The sequence below is a fragment of the Klebsiella indica genome, assembly GCF_005860775.1.
In the GTDB taxonomy this organism is placed as follows: Bacteria; Pseudomonadota; Gammaproteobacteria; order Enterobacterales; family Enterobacteriaceae; genus Klebsiella; species Klebsiella indica.
The window spans coordinates 1-16,161 of record NZ_VCHQ01000030.1 but is presented as its reverse complement, the minus strand read 5'-3'; the positions used below and the strand labels follow the sequence as shown (position 1 = coordinate 16,161).

Below are 16,161 nucleotides of genomic sequence, written 5' to 3'. Positions count from 1 at the left end.
TTTTCAGTCGCAAAAAGAAACCGGTTTCATTATTTTGTGATGACTTACACACAATCACCGTAAAGCGGTTGTCCGTCCTGCGAGCCCGCGATAAACATGATTCATCAAGGAACATAAGGGCCACCCATTATGAAGAATATCGTTTTATGCTGTGCCGCAGGTATGTCCACCAGCATGTTGGTGCAACGCATGCAGGCGGCTGCACAACAAAAAGGTGTTGACGTCTCCATCAAAGCCGTACCGGTCGCCGAGTTTAAAGATAATCTTGCGGCAGCCGATATTATCCTGCTCGGCCCTCAGGTGAAGTACGAGCAAGCCAAACTACAGGCGCTGGCGGACCCGTTAGGAAAAAAAGTCGCCGTTATCGATATGATGGATTACGGCATGATGAAAGGTGATGCGGTGCTTGATAAAGCCCTGAAGCTGATGGAATAAGCGATGGAAGATTTAGAGACAATAATCATGGAGCTGCTGGTCAACGCGGGCGCAGCGCGCAGTTCTGCTTTAACCGCGCTGCAACTGGCGCGTAAAGGCGATTTTGCCGCAGCAGAGCAGGCCATGGCGGAGTCCCGTGAGTTTGTCAAACAGGCGCATAAAATTCAGACCCAGCTCATCGGCCTCGACGAAGGCAGCGGTAAGCTTCCGGTCAACCTGATTACCGTGCATTCTCAGGACCACCTGATGAATGCGATGGTCATTCAGGATCTGGCGACCGATATGATTGAGCTCTATCGCCGCCTGCCGCCCCCCCAATAATCCCTGTTCTTTAACAGGCGCCGCAAACGGCGCCTGCATTCTCCTAAAGAAAGCCGTACATCGCTGCAAACACCCAACCAAAGACGCAAGAGACGCTGACGCCGATTAACCCGGGCAAAATAAAGCTATGGTTAATCACAAAGCGGCCAATATGCGTCGTACCTGAACGGTCGAACTGAATTGCCGCCAGATCGCTTGGGTAGGTCGGCAAAATATAGTAGCCATAGCAGGCGGGCGCGGAAGCAACGATATAGGCCGGGTCAACGCCAATCGCCAACGCGACCGGAACAATCGCCGCCAGCGCCGCCGCCTGGGAGTTAACAAACTTGGACACCAGCAGCAGAACGATAGCGTAGGCCCACGGATACTCTTTAACCATCTCTCCGAGCACGCCTTTAATTTCGCTCATATGGGCGCCGAACATGGTTTCCGCCATCCACGCAATGCCATACACCGCGACAATGGCGATCATCCCCGAACGGAAGACCTCATTTTTCGAAATCGACGCTGGATTGGTTTTGGTAATGATGATAATGAGCGCCCCGGAGAACAACATGAACATCTGGATCACCAGAACCATCGACAGCGGTTTGCCATCGAACGCCGGACGCAGTTCGGAAAAAGCACCGAGTAAGGCGACAACCGCGATAGACGCAAGGAAAATCCACATTGCAATCCAGTTGCTGGTCGGCAGCTTTTTATCCAGCAACGTAGCCGTATCGCCATATACGTAATGGTGATTTTCCGGCACAGCAATAAAGGCCTGGAAGGCTTCGTCTTTATCCAGGTCCTTACCGCGGAACCAGCTAAAGATACCAATCGCCAGGATGCCCAGCAGCGTTGATGGAATGGTTATCGACAGCAGATCGAGAAACTCAAGGTGCCTGCCGTTAAAAGTAAAATTGCCAAGCATAGCCACCAGCGAGACGACCGCAACGGAAACCGGACTGGCAATAATGCCCATCTGGGCGCCAATCGAGCTTGCCGCCATCGGCCGCTCCGGGCGAATGTTATTTTTAATCGCAACGTCGTAAATAATCGGCAGGATAGTATAAACCACATGCCCGGTACCGCAGAGTATCGTCAGCGTACAGGTGACGAATGGCGCCACGATCGAGACATATTTTGGGTTGCGTCGCAGAAGCTTTTCGGCAATCTGCAGCATAACATCTAAACCACCGGAAGCCTGTAGCGTTGCCGATGCGGCCACCACTGCGATAATCACCAGCATGACATCGATGGGTGGTTTACCCGGTTTTAGATGAAAGACAAAGACTAAAATAACCAGCCCGATGCCGCCTAACAGGCCGAGCGCAATGCCGCCTTTTCTCGCGCCATAGAACAGACAGATTAAGATAATAATGAGTTGTATAGTAAATTCCATGCATCCCCCAGAGGCTATGGCTATACACAAAACCGTTCAAGATGCATCGTGACCGCAAAGCAAGTAACAAATTCGTCGCAACGAATTTGACCGGCCAGAAGCTCGTCTCCCGTGAGAGGCAAGCAATCTCCCATTTAATTGCGCCAGCATAAGATAACCAGGTGACTGGGATTTCAATGGGCAGTCACTAATGACACCGTTCGAACGATAACGCGTATATCCATTAAATAACGACAGTACTCCATTTTCCGCCTTGTTTTTATTTGCTCACCTCCTCCAGCCTACAGGCACAGCAATCCCCCTCAGTTGCGGTAAACTGAAAAGGATGAGGAAAAGTAATCACGTGATTATTTAATTTTTTTAACTATATAGAGTTTGCAAAACTTGTTTTTTGATACATGTAGAATTTTTATCTATTAATGAGCAACGGTCTAAAGAAATAGACAATATGCCAGTCACACTTCATGTTGCGTATGCGTTAACTGCGTCTCATCCCTGAGCTTCAGCCCCTTCAGTCCTACGCAATCACCGTGCAAATAATTAATCCCTTTCCGACCGCTCGAATTATTTAGCGTATATACCCGTCATACTTCAAGTTGCATGTGCGTTGGCTTTCCTCGGTCACCCCAGTCACGTACTGGAGTACGCTCCCGGGGATTCACTGCGTCGCCGCCTTCCTGCAACTCGAATTATTTAGCGTATAGATAATTATTGGATATGTTTTATTTGCTAATTAATTGCATTAACTATATTAATAAAATGTAATCCAAAGGTAGATAAAATAAATAAAGACGCTAATCGGTAGAATAGAAAAGGTGGCGGGTTTCATGTGCTGTTCTTGCATGCCGCTGTCAGTATGGTTACTGCATCAACACCGTTAAAAACGTGCAGCAATAAAAAAAGCCAGTCAGGAAACCTGACTGGCTTTTTAAGGGATTAGCGAATCAACGCTTAATCGTTATCGGAACCGCCCAGACCGGCGTTCAGCAGTTCTGCCAGGTTAGCAGACGCTTCTTCCACGCTCACCTGCGGTGCAGCCGGGAGTTCACCCGCAGCACGGCGGCGCATACGATCCTGGTGGTACGCATAACCGGTACCGGCCGGGATCAGACGACCCACGATAACGTTCTCCTTCAGGCCACGCAGTTCGTCGCGTTTACCGGCAACGGCTGCTTCGGTCAGGACACGCGTGGTCTCCTGGAACGATGCTGCAGAGATGAAGGACTCGGTTGCCAGAGACGCTTTGGTGATACCCAGCAGATCGCGGGAGAACGTTGCACCCACTTTGCCGTTCGCTTCCAGGTCGCGGTTAGCGATCTTGACGCGGGAGTATTCAACCTGCTCGCCTTCCAGGAAGTCGGAGCTACCTGCGTTTTCGATAGTGGCTTTACGCAACATCTGACGAACGATAACTTCGATGTGTTTATCGTTAATCTTAACGCCCTGCAAACGGTATACGTCCTGTACTTCGTTAACGATGTAACGCGTAACAGCATGAACACCACGCAGGCGCAGAATGTCGTGCGGCGCTTCCGGACCGTCGGAAACCACGTCACCACGTTCTACACGTTCACCTTCGAACACGTTGAGCTGACGCCATTTCGGAATCATCTCTTCGTACGGCTCGCTACCGTCTACCGGGGTGATAACCAGACGACGTTTACCTTTGGTTTCTTTACCGAAGGAAATGATGCCGCTGATTTCAGCCAGGATTGCCGGCTCTTTCGGACGACGCGCTTCGAACAGGTCAGCAACGCGCGGCAGACCACCGGTAATATCCTTGGTACCGCCGGATTCCTGCGGAACACGCGCCAGGGTGTCACCAGAACTGATCTGTACGCCATCTTCCAGCTGAACAATCGCTTTACCCGGCAGGAAGTACTGCGCAGGCATATCGGTGCCAGGGATCAGAACGTCGTTACCCTGAGCATCAACGATTTTCAGCGCCGGACGCAGATCTTTACCACCGCTAGTACGCTCTGCGGAATCCAGAACCACCAGAGAAGACAGACCGGTCAGCTCGTCAGTCTGACGCGTAATGGTCTGGCCGTCGATCATGTCAGTAAAGCGGACGAAACCACTGACTTCGGTGATAACCGGCATGGTGTGCGGGTCCCAGTTTGCAACGGTTTCGCCGCCGGCAACCTGCTCGCCATCACCTTTCGCCATAACAGAGCCGTAAGGCACTTTATAGCTCTCTTTGGTACGACCGAATTCGTCGATCAGTTTCAGCTCGGTGTTACGGGAGGTGATAACCAGTTTACCGCTGGAGTTCACAACCGACTTCGCATTGCTCAGACGGATGCTACCTTTGTTTTTCACCTGGATGCTGGATTCAGCAGCCGCACGAGATGCCGCACCACCGATGTGGAACGTACGCATCGTCAGCTGTGTACCCGGCTCACCGATGGACTGTGCCGCGATAACGCCGATAGCTTCACCTTTGTTGATGATGTGGCCACGCGCCAGGTCACGACCGTAGCAGTGCGCACATACACCAAAGTCGGTGTCACAGGATACAACGGAACGCACTTTAACGGCGTCAACAGAGTTCTCTTCCAGCAGGTCACACCACTGTTCGTGCAGCAGCGTGTTGCGCGGAACCAGAATATCTGCGGTGCCCGGCTTCAGTACGTCTTCAGCAGTCACACGACCCAGTACGCGATCGCGCAGCGGCTCTTTAACGTCGCCACCCTCGATAACCGGCGTCATCAGGATACCTTCGTGCGTGCCGCAGTCGTCTTCAGTCACCACCAGATCCTGCGCAACGTCAACCAGACGACGAGTCAGGTAACCGGAGTTCGCTGTTTTCAGTGCGGTATCCGCCAGACCTTTACGCGCACCGTGCGTGGAGATGAAGTACTGGAGTACGTTCAGACCTTCACGGAAGTTCGCGGTGATTGGCGTTTCGATGATGGAGCCATCCGGCTTCGCCATCAGACCACGCATACCAGCCAGCTGACGAATCTGTGCAGCAGAACCACGCGCACCGGAGTCGGCCATCATGTAGATGCTGTTGAAGGAAACCTGCTGCTCTTCCTGACCGTCACGGTTAATCACGGTTTCGGTTTGCAGGTTGTCCATCATCGCTTTGGATACACGATCGTTCGCCGCAGCCCAGATATCGATAACTTTGTTATAGCGTTCGCCCGCTGTTACCAGACCAGACTGGAACTGTTCCTGGATCTCAGCAACTTCGGCTTCCGCTTCGGAGATGATCTCGTGTTTCTTCTCCGGGATAACCATATCGTCGATACCAACGGATGCACCTGAACGCGCTGCATAAGCAAAGCCGGTGTACATCGTCTGGTCCGCAAAAATAACGGTCGGTTTCAGGCCCAGAATACGGTAGCAGGTGTTCAGCATTTTGGAGATCGCTTTCTTACCCAGCGCCTGGTTGACGATGGAGAAAGGCAGACCTTTCGGTACGATCATCCACAGAATGGCACGGCCGATGGTCGTGTCTTTCAGGCTGGTTTTCGCCACGAATTCGCCGTTAGCATCTTTTTCGTATTCAGTGATACGCACTTTAACGCGCGCATGCAGAGAGGCCAGGCCAGCGCGATAAATACGCTCAGCTTCTTTCGGGCCAGTCAGCACCATGCCTTCGCCTTTGGCGTTAACACAGTCACGGGTCATATAGTACAGACCCAATACCACGTCCTGAGACGGAACGATGATAGGTTCTCCGTTCGCCGGGGACAGGATGTTGTTGGTAGACATCATCAGCGCACGCGCTTCCAGCTGGGCTTCCAGCGTCAGCGGTACGTGAACAGCCATCTGGTCACCATCGAAGTCGGCGTTATATGCCGCACAAACCAGCGGGTGCAGCTGGATAGCTTTACCTTCGATCAGTACCGGTTCAAATGCCTGGATACCCAGACGGTGCAGTGTTGGCGCACGGTTCAACAGTACCGGGTGTTCGCGGATCACTTCGTCCAGGATATCCCACACGACAGCTTCTTCACGCTCAACCATTTTCTTCGCGGCTTTGATGGTGGTGGCGAGGCCACGCAGTTCCAGCTTGCCATAGATGAACGGTTTGAACAGCTCCAGCGCCATTTTCTTCGGCAGACCGCACTGATGCAGACGCAGGTATGGACCTACGGTGATAACAGAACGACCGGAGTAGTCAACACGCTTACCGAGCAGGTTCTGACGGAAACGACCCTGTTTACCTTTGATCATGTCGGCCAAAGATTTCAGAGGACGTTTGTTAGAACCGGTGATCGCACGACCGCGACGACCGTTATCCAGCAGGGCGTCAACCGCTTCCTGCAGCATACGTTTTTCGTTGCGTACGATGATGTCCGGCGCAGCCAGATCCAGCAGACGTTTCAGACGGTTGTTACGGTTGATCACGCGACGATACAGATCGTTCAGATCCGACGTGGCGAAACGACCACCATCCAGCGGAACCAGCGGACGCAGGTCTGGCGGCAGAACCGGCAGAACGGTCAGGATCATCCACTCTGGTTTGTTACCAGACTGAACGAACGCTTCCAGCAGTTTGATACGCTTGGTCAGCTTTTTACGCTTGGTTTCGGAGTTGGTTTCTTCCAGCTCTTCACGCAGCGTTTCGCACTCTTGCTCCAGATCCATGCTTTTCAGCAGGGCCTGAATAGCTTCCGCACCCATCTTGGCGTCGAATTCGTCACCGAACTCTTCCAGCGCGTCCAGATACTGTTCTTCAGTCAGGATCTGCTGGCGTTCCAGGTTAGTCATACCGCCTTCGATAACCACATAGGATTCGAAGTACAGTACGCGTTCGATATCGCGCAGCGGCATATCGAGCAGCAGGCCGATACGAGACGGCAGAGATTTCAGGAACCAGATGTGAGCAGTCGGAGACGCCAGCTCGATGTGGCCCATACGCTCACGGCGTACTTTAGTCTGGGTCACTTCAACGCCACACTTCTCACAGATCACACCACGGTGTTTCAGGCGCTTGTACTTACCGCACAGGCACTCGTAATCTTTTACCGGCCCGAAGATACGGGCGCAGAAAAGGCCGTCACGCTCAGGCTTGAACGTACGGTAGTTGATGGTTTCCGGCTTTTTAACTTCACCGAAAGACCATGAACGGATCATGTCTGGCGAAGCCAGAGCAATTTTGATCGCATCAAACTCTTCGGTTTTAGTTTGCGCTTTCAGAAACTTTAATAAGTCTTTCACGGATTTGCTCCCGTCGGAGTTAGCACATTCCGCTGCCGGGTATTACCCCGGCAGCAGTGACCTGTTTGAGCGAGAATTACTCGTCTTCCAGTTCGATGTTGATACCCAGCGAACGAATCTCTTTCAACAGAACGTTGAAGGATTCCGGCATGCCCGGTTCCATCTGATGGTTGCCGTCCACGATGTTCTTATACATCTTAGTACGGCCGTTCACGTCATCAGACTTAACGGTGAGCATTTCCTGCAGGGTGTATGCTGCGCCGTATGCTTCCAGCGCCCACACTTCCATCTCCCCGAAGCGCTGACCACCGAACTGCGCCTTACCACCCAGCGGCTGCTGAGTAACCAGGCTGTAGGAACCGGTGGAACGAGCGTGCATTTTGTCATCAACCAGGTGGTTCAGTTTCAGCATGTACATGTAGCCAACGGTAACCTGGCGCTCGAATTGCTCACCGGTACGACCGTCGAACAGGGTGATCTGACCGGAAGTCGGCAGGCCGCCCAGCTGTAACAGTTCCTTGATTTCAGACTCTTTCGCACCGTCGAACACCGGCGTTGCGATTGGCATACCTTTACGCAGGTTTTCAGCCAGACGCAGAACTTCTTCATCGCTGAAGGTATTCAGGTCAACTTTCTGACGAACGTCAGCGCCCAGATCGTACGCACGCTGGATGAATTCGCGCAGTTTCGCGACTTCCTGCTGCTGCTTGATCATCGCGTTGATCTTATCGCCGATGCCTTTCGCAGCCATACCCAGGTGGGTTTCCAGGATCTGACCGATGTTCATACGAGACGGTACGCCCAGCGGGTTCAGTACGATGTCTACCGGCGTGCCGTTTTCATCGTAAGGCATATCTTCGATCGGGTTGATCTTAGAGATAACACCCTTGTTACCGTGACGACCTGCCATTTTGTCACCAGGCTGAATCTGACGTTTAACAGCCAGATATACCTTAACAATCTTCAGCACGCCCGGTGCCAGATCGTCGCCCTGGGTGATTTTGCGGCGTTTCGCTTCGAGTTTTTTCTCGAACTCGTGTTTCAGTTCGTCATACTGCTCAGCCAGCTGTTCCAGCTGATTTTGTTTCTCTTCGTCGGTCAGGCCCAGTTCCAGCCAGCGATCGCGCGGCAGTTTGTCCAGCTTCTCAGCTTCAATGCCGCCAGCGACCAGTACCGCGTAGATACGGCCAAACAGACCAGCTTCGAGGATCTGCAATTCTTCAGACAGGTCTTTCTTCGCCTGCTTCAGCTGCATCTCTTCGATTTCCAGCGCACGTTTGTCTTTCTCTACGCCATCGCGAGTAAAGACCTGAACGTCGATAATGGTACCGGAAACACCGTTTGGTACGCGCAGAGAAGAGTCTTTAACATCAGACGCTTTCTCACCGAAGATCGCGCGCAGCAGTTTCTCTTCCGGCGTCAGCTGGGTTTCACCTTTCGGCGTTACCTTACCGACCAGAATGTCGCCGCCGGTCACTTCCGCACCAATATAAACGATACCGGACTCATCCAGTTTAGAGAGCGCAGCTTCACCCACGTTCGGGATATCAGCGGTAATCTCTTCCGGCCCCAGCTTGGTGTCACGGGACACACAGGCCAGTTCCTGAATATGGATGGTGGTGAAACGGTCTTCCTGGACAACACGCTCAGAAACGAGGATGGAGTCTTCGAAGTTGTAACCGTTCCACGGCATGAACGCGACGCGCATGTTCTGACCCAGCGCCAGTTCACCGAGGTCGGTGGACGGACCGTCAGCCAGCACATCGCCGCGATCAACCGGCTCACCCAGAGAAACGCACGGCATCTGGTTGATGCAGGTGTTCTGGTTAGAGCGGGTGTATTTGGTCAGGTTATAGATGTCGATGCCTGCTTCGCCCGGGTACATCTCGTCTTCGTTAACTTTAATAACGATACGGGACGCATCCACGTACTGAACGGTACCACCACGTTTCGCAACCGCGGTTACACCGGAGTCAACGGCAACAGCACGTTCCATACCGGTCCCCACCAGCGGCTTATCGGCGCGCAGAGTCGGAACCGCCTGACGTTGCATGTTCGCACCCATCAATGCACGGTTGGCGTCATCGTGTTCCAGGAACGGGATCAGGGACGCACCGACGGAAACCACCTGCTGGGTGGAAACGTCCATGTAGTCAACCTGGTCGCGGCTGAACAAGCTGGATTCGCCTTTGCTACGGCAGGTAACCAGATCTTCTACAAAGTGGCCTTCATCATCCAGGTTGGAGTTCGCCTGAGCGATAACGAAATTACCTTCTTCGATAGCAGACAGGTAATGAATTTCGTCAGTCACCACGCCGTCGGTAACTTTACGATACGGCGTCTCAAGGAAACCGTATTCGTTAGTCTGTGCGTACACGGACAGGGAGTTGATCAGACCGATGTTCGGACCTTCAGGCGTTTCGATAGGACACACGCGACCGTAGTGAGTCGGGTGTACGTCTCGAACTTCAAAGCCTGCGCGTTCACGGGTCAGGCCGCCAGGGCCGAGAGCGGAGATACGACGTTTGTGCGTAATCTCAGACAGCGGGTTGTTCTGGTCCATAAACTGAGACAGCTGGCTGGAGCCGAAGAACTCTTTCACTGCCGCAGAAATCGGTTTGGCGTTGATCATGTCCTGAGGCATCAGGGTATCCAGATCGCCCAGAGACAGACGCTCTTTCACCGCGCGCTCAACGCGCACCAGGCCAACGCGGAACTGGTTTTCCGCCATTTCGCCTACGGAACGGATACGACGGTTGCCGAGGTGGTCGATATCGTCGACTTCGCCTTTACCGTTACGGATATCAATGAGCTTCTTCATCACGTCAATGATGTCGTCTTTGCTCAGGATACCGGAACCTTCAATTTCGTCGCGCAGCAGAGAACGGTTGAACTTCATACGACCAACCGCAGACAGATCATAGCGGTCTTCGGAGAAGAACAGGTTCTCAAACAGGCTTTCAGCCGCTTCACGCGTCGGCGGCTCACCCGGGCGCATCATGCGGTAGATTTCTACCAGCGCGCTCAGACGATCGTTGGTCGGGTCGATACGTACCGTTTCAGAAATGTACGGGCCGTGATCCAGATCGTTGGTGAACAGGGTTTCGATGCGCTTGTGACCAGACTGACTCAGCTTCGCCAGCAGATCCAGGCTCAGCTCCATATTCGCTGCGCAGATCAGTTCGCCAGTGGATTCATCAACGTAGTCTTTAGACGCCACTTTACCCGCGATGTACTCAACCGGAACTTCGATATGTTTGATATCGTCTTTTTCCAGCTGACGAATATGGCGCGCAGTAATGCGACGACCTTTTTCGACGTACACTTTGCCGTTGGCTTCAATATCAAAGGAGGCGGTTTCACCACGCAGGCGTTCCGGCACCAGTTCCATCTGCAGCTTGTTGTCGCGGATCTCAAAGACCACTTTTTCAAAGAACAGATCCAGAATCTGCTCAGTGGTGTAGTTCAGCGCCCGCAGAATGATGGTGGCTGGCAGCTTACGACGGCGGTCAATACGCACAAACAGACTGTCTTTCGGGTCGAACTCAAAGTCCAGCCAGGAACCACGGTAAGGAATAATACGCGCGTTATACAGGACCTTACCGGAAGAGTGGGTCTTACCTTTATCACTGTCAAAGAAGACGCCCGGACTACGGTGCAACTGAGAAACGATAACACGCTCAGTACCATTGATAACAAAGGTACCGTTGTCGGTCATGAGCGGAATTTCGCCCATGTAGACTTCTTGTTCTTTAATGTCCTTAACGGTGCCTTCCGGCGCTTCGCGCTCGTAGATCACCAGACGCAGTTTGACACGCAGCGGTGCCGAGTAGGTCACGCCACGGATCTGACATTCTTTAACGTCAAAAACGGGCTCGCCCAGACGGTAGCTGACGTATTGCAGCTCAGAATTACCGCTGTAGCTCTTAATCGGGAATACGGAACGGAAAGCCGCTTCCAGACCGTACTGCCCTTCAGGATCTTGCTCGATAAACTTCTGAAACGAGTCAAGCTGGATAGAAAGGAGATAAGGTACATCCAGAACTTGTGGACGTTTACCAAAATCCTTACGAATACGTTTTTTCTCGGTATAGGAGTAAACCATAGGGTTCCTCAGCTCGCTGACAAGTCGACCCATCTGCCTACATAAGGCAGTTTTTTATGCAACACTATTTTGTTGACCGGAAAATGGAACACTTTCCGCAATACCTGTTTCTATCACGCTTAAATCATTTCATTGCGATTTACACAGCCCAGGAATCTGACCTGTCGCAGTATATTAAGTCGTCGATAGAAACAAGCATTGAAAGGCACAGCAGTAGTCAAACAGTGAGAAACGCTACTGGCGCCTTACAGCGCAAAAAGGCTGGTGACTAAAAAGTCACCAGCCATCAGCCTGATTTCTCAGGCTGCAACCGGAAAGGTTGGCTTATTTAACTTCAACTTCAGCGCCAGCTTCTTCCAGAGATTTTTTCAGTGCTTCAGCGTCATCTTTGCTCACGCCTTCTTTCAGGGCAGCCGGAGCAGATTCTACCAGGTCTTTAGCTTCTTTCAGACCCAGGCCAGTTGCGCCACGTACTGCTTTGATAACAGCAACTTTGTTAGCGCCAACAGCTTTCAGAATTACGTCGAATTCAGTTTTTTCTTCAGCAGCTTCAACCGGGCCAGCAGCTACAGCGACAGCAGCAGCAGCGGAAACACCGAATTTTTCTTCCATTGCAGAGATCAGTTCTACAACGTCCATTACGGACATAGCGGATACTGCTTCAATGATTTGATCTTTAGTGATAGACATTTAAATTGTTCCTGAATATCAGAATAAGTTTATACGTAAGCGAGCGTTTTACAAAGATAACTGCGATTAAGCAGCTTCTTTCGCATCGCGTACAGCAGCCAGAGTACGAACCAGTTTGCCAGCCGAAGCTTCTTTCATGGTTGCCATCAGGCGTGCAATTGCTTCTTCGTAGGTCGGCAGAGTTGCCAGGCGGTCGATCTGCGACGCCGGGATCAGCTCACCTTCAAAGGCAGCGGCTTTGACCTCAAATTTTGCATTCGCTTTCGCGAACTCTTTGAACAGACGAGCAGCAGCGCCCGGGTGTTCCATAGAGTATGCAATCAGGGTCGGACCAACAAACGTGTCTTTCAGGCACTCAAATGGAGTACCTTCAACGACGCGGCGCAGCAGGGTGTTACGAACAACACGCATGTAAACGCCAGCTTCACGACCTGCTTTACGCAGTTCAGTCATTTTATCTACAGTTACGCCACGGGAATCCGCAACTACTGCAGACAGCGCGCCTTTGGCTACTTCGCTGACTTCAGCAACAATCGCTTGTTTGTCTTGAAGATTTAAAGCCATTAGCTTTGCTCCTGGATGTTTGCCGGAACTCATGTTCCGGAACTCACTTCACTCTCCTCAACGAGAAGAGCGTCTTAATACGGTGAGCAGAAACAAGCCAGAGTATAAAAAATAATCTTAGCGTTCTGTCACCGTCTACGCAGGGCATTAAGTTTCTTACGAAACACCTGCGGTCTTCGACGGAGGCCTGGATAGGCCAACGACAAAATTCTTTCTATGACTTGCATAGATATCTGCTATTTGCAGAAACGTGGGGGTAAGATTGTAGACAAATCCACCGCCCACGTAAAGGCGAATATTAGTTCGCCACAGTCGCAGTCAAACCGGACTGATCAACGGCGACGCCAGCACCCATGGTGGTGGAGATGCTAACTTTCTTGATGTACACGCCTTTCGCCTGAGTCGGTTTTGCTTTTTTCAGCGCAACCAGCAGAGCTTCCAGGTTTTCTTTCAGTTTGTCAGCGTCAAAGTCCACTTTACCGATGGTGGTGTGGATGATGCCGTTTTTGTCGTTACGGTAACGAATCTGACCGGCTTTAGCGTTCTTAACCGCTTCAGCAACGTTCGGCGTTACGGTACCTACTTTCGGGTTTGGCATCAGGCCACGCGGACCGAGAACCTGGCCCAACTGGCCAACAACGCGCATTGCATCCGGAGAAGCAATAACAACGTCAAAATTCATTTCGCCTTTTTTGATCTGGTCAGCCAGATCTTCCATACCTACCAGTTCCGCGCCAGCAGCTTTCGCGGCTTCAGCGTTCGGGCCCTGAGTAAATACGGCTACGCGAACGGAACGGCCAGTACCGTGCGGCAGTACGGTTGCGCCACGGACGTTCTGGTCAGATTTACGTGCGTCGATACCGAGGTTAACGGCAACGTCTACGCTTTCAACGAACTTAGCGGTAGCCAGTTCTTTCAGCAGCGCGATCGCTTCGTTGATATCGTACTGTTTGGTCGCATCAACTTTCTCGCGAATCACGGACATGCGCTTGGTCAGTTTAGCCATTTCTTAGTCCTCCACTACCAGGCCCATGGAACGTGCAGTACCTTCGATGGAGCGAGTCATCGCTTCAATATCGGCACCTGTCATGTCGGCAGCTTTGGTCTGCGCGATTTCCTGCAGCTGAGCGCGGGAAATTTTACCCACTTTGTCTTTGTTCGGCTTACCAGAACCAGACTTGATACCCGCCGCTTTTTTCAGCAGAACGGCTGCCGGAGGCGTTTTGGTAACGAAAGTGAAAGAACGGTCAGCATAAACGGTAATAACAACCGGAATCGGCAGACCTTTTTCCAGGGATTCAGTTTTAGCGTTGAACGCCTTGCAGAATTCCATGATGTTCACGCCCTGCTGACCCAGTGCTGGACCAACCGGCGGGCTCGGGTTTGCCATACCAGCTGCAACCTGCAGCTTGACGTAGGCTTGTACTTTCTTAGCCATTGCAATTTCCTCGTTTGGGTATAACGCCTGAAAACAGGCTCCCCGTGATATAAAAAATCGTTTTATGGGCCAGACCCATAAAAACAAAAGGCGCGGAATTGTATATCAATTCCGCGCCTCATGCAACGATTAAATCGCTGCTTTTTTGATCGGCAGTTAAGCTTTCTCGACCTGGGCAAAGTCCAGTTCAACTGGCGTCGCACGACCGAAGATAGAAACGGATACCTTCAGACGGGATTTCTCGTAATCGACTTCTTCAACTACGCCGTTAAAGTCGGCAAATGGGCCATCGCTAACGCGTACCATTTCACCCGGTTCGAACAACGTTTTCGGACGCGGTTTATCACCAACCTGTTGCAGCCGGTTCATAATCGCATCGACTTCTTTGTCGCTGATTGGCGCCGGGCGGTCAGACGTACCGCCGATAAAACCCATCACACGCGGTACGCTGCGCACCAGGTGCCAGCTTGCATCGTTCATCACCATCTGGACCAGCACGTAACCCGGGAAGAATTTGCGCTCGCTTTTGCGACGCTGACCGCCACGGATTTCGACCACTTCTTCGGTCGGCACCATGACTTCACCAAACAACTCTTCCATATTGTGTAATTTGATATGCTCACGCAGCGAGGTTGCTACGCGGCCTTCAAAACCGGAAAACGCCTGAACGACGTACCAGCGCTTTTTAGGAGCTTCAGACATCTCAGAACCTCAGGCCAGTGATAAAAGATACCAGGCGAACCAGAATACCATCCAGTCCCCACAGGATCAGTGACATTACTGCGGTAACCGCAGCCACAATCAGCGTGGTGTGCAATGTTTCCTGGCGAGTCGGCCAAATGACCTTACGGACTTCGGTACGCGCTTCACGGGCAAAAGCAACCGTTGCTTTACCTTTTGTCGTCAACAGCGCGACACCGCCTGCCGCAGCAATCAGAATCACTACCGCCAGCGCGCGTATTGCCAGCATAATGTCACGATAAAGGAAGTTGCCAACGATGGCCACAATCAGCAGCACGGCAACGATCGCCCACTTCATCGCTTCCAGGCCGCGCCCGCTTCCTTGAGCTTCGGTATTCGCACTCATAAACCAACCTGTCAGAAGTATTCTACAAACATTTTCACCCCGCGTATGCGAGGCAATCCAAACCGAAATGCTCTGTGCGTTTCGGACTTAACGCCCTCTTCAGAGCCTGTCTCAGCAATGATTATGAACCAAAAAATCACTGATGAGCCAGGTTCTGCTGTGAAAGCGTACAAAAAGGGCATCAAATGATGCCCTTTTATTGCGCATTACGTCAAATGTTATCAGCAATTAGCCGAGAACTTTCGCAACCACGCCTGCGCCAACGGTACGGCCGCCTTCACGGATTGCAAAACGCAGACCGTCGTCCATCGCGATCGGGTGGATCAGGGTAACAACCATTTTGATGTTGTCGCCCGGCATTACCATCTCTACGCCTTCCGGCAGTTCGATGGTGCCAGTCACGTCAGTTGTACGGAAGTAGAACTGTGGACGGTAGCCTTTGAAGAACGGAGTATGACGGCCGCCTTCGTCTTTGGACAGAATGTACACTTCAGATTCGAACTTGGTGTGCGGCTTGATTGAGCCCGGCTTAGCCAGAACCTGACCACGTTCGATTTCTTCACGTTTGATACCACGCAGCAGAACACCAACGTTCTCACCGGCACGGCCTTCGTCCAGCAGTTTGCGGAACATTTCTACGCCAGTACAGGTTGATTTCTGCGTGTCTTTGATACCAACGATCTCAACTTCTTCACCTACTTTGATGATACCGCGCTCTACACGACCGGTAACAACGGTACCACGACCGGAGATGGAGAATACGTCTTCGATCGGCAGCAGGAACGGCTTGTCAATCGCACGCTCTGGTTCCGGGATGTAAGAATCCAGGTAGCCAGCCAGTTCGATGATTTTCGCTTCCCACTCTGCATCGCCTTCCAGCGCTTTCAGAGCAGAACCACGAACGATCGGCGTGTCGTCGCCCGGGAAATCGTACTGAGACAGCAGCTCACGCACTTCCATCT

The 16,161-nt window shown here is 52.1% G+C and carries 12 protein-coding genes; 2 read left to right on the top strand and 10 right to left on the bottom strand.

What is annotated here, in order from left to right; all coding sequences use genetic code 11:
• The first annotated feature begins 129 nt into the window (after positions 1 to 129).
• Entirely contained in the window at positions 130 to 435 is a 306-nt protein-coding gene (locus FE839_RS20600; protein ID WP_138362635.1) for a PTS sugar transporter subunit IIB, read from the top strand.
• 3 nt (positions 436 to 438) lie between these two features.
• Positions 439 to 756 (top strand): PTS lactose/cellobiose transporter subunit IIA, encoded by a 318-nt coding sequence (locus tag FE839_RS20595; RefSeq protein ID WP_138362634.1) that lies wholly within the window; start codon positions 439 to 441, stop codon positions 754 to 756.
• A gap of 43 nt (positions 757 to 799) precedes the next feature.
• On the opposite strand, the gene dcuB is transcribed toward FE839_RS20595, so the two are convergent.
• The 10 genes from dcuB to FE839_RS20540 all read right to left on the bottom strand — a co-directional run.
• Positions 800 to 2,140, bottom strand: coding sequence for an anaerobic C4-dicarboxylate transporter DcuB (gene dcuB / locus FE839_RS20590; protein ID WP_138362633.1), 1,341 nt, complete (start codon positions 2,138 to 2,140; stop codon positions 800 to 802).
• A gap of 951 nt (positions 2,141 to 3,091) precedes the next feature.
• A complete protein-coding gene (gene rpoC / locus FE839_RS20585; protein WP_138362632.1) occupies positions 3,092 to 7,315 on the bottom strand; it encodes a DNA-directed RNA polymerase subunit beta' in 4,224 nt (1,407 codons plus the stop codon).
• Positions 7,316 to 7,391: 76 nt separating this feature from the next.
• Entirely contained in the window at positions 7,392 to 11,420 is a 4,029-nt protein-coding gene (gene rpoB / locus FE839_RS20580; protein ID WP_138362631.1) for a DNA-directed RNA polymerase subunit beta, read from the bottom strand.
• A gap of 324 nt (positions 11,421 to 11,744) precedes the next feature.
• Positions 11,745 to 12,110: a 50S ribosomal protein L7/L12 gene (gene rplL, locus FE839_RS20575; protein ID WP_138362630.1), complete on the bottom strand. Its 366-nt coding sequence runs from the start codon at positions 12,108 to 12,110 to the stop codon at positions 11,745 to 11,747.
• 66 nt (positions 12,111 to 12,176) lie between these two features.
• Positions 12,177 to 12,674 carry a 50S ribosomal protein L10 gene (gene rplJ / locus FE839_RS20570; protein ID WP_004097644.1) on the bottom strand — a complete coding sequence of 166 codons (498 nt, stop codon included), beginning with the start codon at positions 12,672 to 12,674 and terminating at the stop codon, positions 12,177 to 12,179.
• Between the two features lie 298 nt (positions 12,675 to 12,972).
• Complete coding sequence (rplA, locus tag FE839_RS20565; protein WP_138362629.1) at positions 12,973 to 13,680, bottom strand: 50S ribosomal protein L1; 708 nt, start codon at positions 13,678 to 13,680, stop codon at positions 12,973 to 12,975.
• A 3-nt stretch (positions 13,681 to 13,683) separates the two neighbouring features.
• Positions 13,684 to 14,112, bottom strand: coding sequence for a 50S ribosomal protein L11 (gene rplK, locus FE839_RS20560; RefSeq protein ID WP_008503452.1), 429 nt, complete (start codon positions 14,110 to 14,112; stop codon positions 13,684 to 13,686).
• Positions 14,113 to 14,268: 156 nt separating this feature from the next.
• A complete protein-coding gene (gene nusG / locus FE839_RS20555) occupies positions 14,269 to 14,814 on the bottom strand; it encodes a transcription termination/antitermination protein NusG (protein ID WP_002438628.1) in 546 nt (181 codons plus the stop codon).
• Position 14,815: 1 nt separating this feature from the next.
• A complete protein-coding gene (secE, locus tag FE839_RS20550; protein WP_138362628.1) occupies positions 14,816 to 15,199 on the bottom strand; it encodes a preprotein translocase subunit SecE in 384 nt (127 codons plus the stop codon).
• Positions 15,200 to 15,427: 228 nt separating this feature from the next.
• Positions 15,428 to 16,161: elongation factor Tu (locus FE839_RS20540; protein ID WP_138362626.1), on the bottom strand; the 734-nt coding region annotated here is incomplete at its 5' end.

Excerpts from the sequence above, each read along its gene's own strand:
- secE (WP_138362628.1), bottom strand. The coding sequence starts at position 15,199 with ATGAGTGCGAATACCGAAGCTCAAGGAAGCGGGCGCGGCCTGGAAGCG.
- rpoB (WP_138362631.1), bottom strand. The coding sequence starts at position 11,420 with ATGGTTTACTCCTATACCGAGAAAAAACGTATTCGTAAGGATTTTGGT.
- nusG (WP_002438628.1), bottom strand. The coding sequence starts at position 14,814 with ATGTCTGAAGCTCCTAAAAAGCGCTGGTACGTCGTTCAGGCGTTTTCC.
- dcuB (WP_138362633.1), bottom strand. The coding sequence starts at position 2,140 with ATGGAATTTACTATACAACTCATTATTATCTTAATCTGTCTGTTCTAT.
- FE839_RS20600 (WP_138362635.1), top strand. The coding sequence starts at position 130 with ATGAAGAATATCGTTTTATGCTGTGCCGCAGGTATGTCCACCAGCATG.
- rplA (WP_138362629.1), bottom strand. The coding sequence starts at position 13,680 with ATGGCTAAACTGACCAAGCGCATGTCCGTGATTCGCGAGAAAGTTGAT.
- FE839_RS20595 (WP_138362634.1), top strand. The coding sequence starts at position 439 with ATGGAAGATTTAGAGACAATAATCATGGAGCTGCTGGTCAACGCGGGC.
- rplK (WP_008503452.1), bottom strand. The coding sequence starts at position 14,112 with ATGGCTAAGAAAGTACAAGCCTACGTCAAGCTGCAGGTTGCAGCTGGT.
- rplJ (WP_004097644.1), bottom strand. The coding sequence starts at position 12,674 with ATGGCTTTAAATCTTCAAGACAAACAAGCGATTGTTGCTGAAGTCAGC.
- rplL (WP_138362630.1), bottom strand. The coding sequence starts at position 12,110 with ATGTCTATCACTAAAGATCAAATCATTGAAGCAGTATCCGCTATGTCC.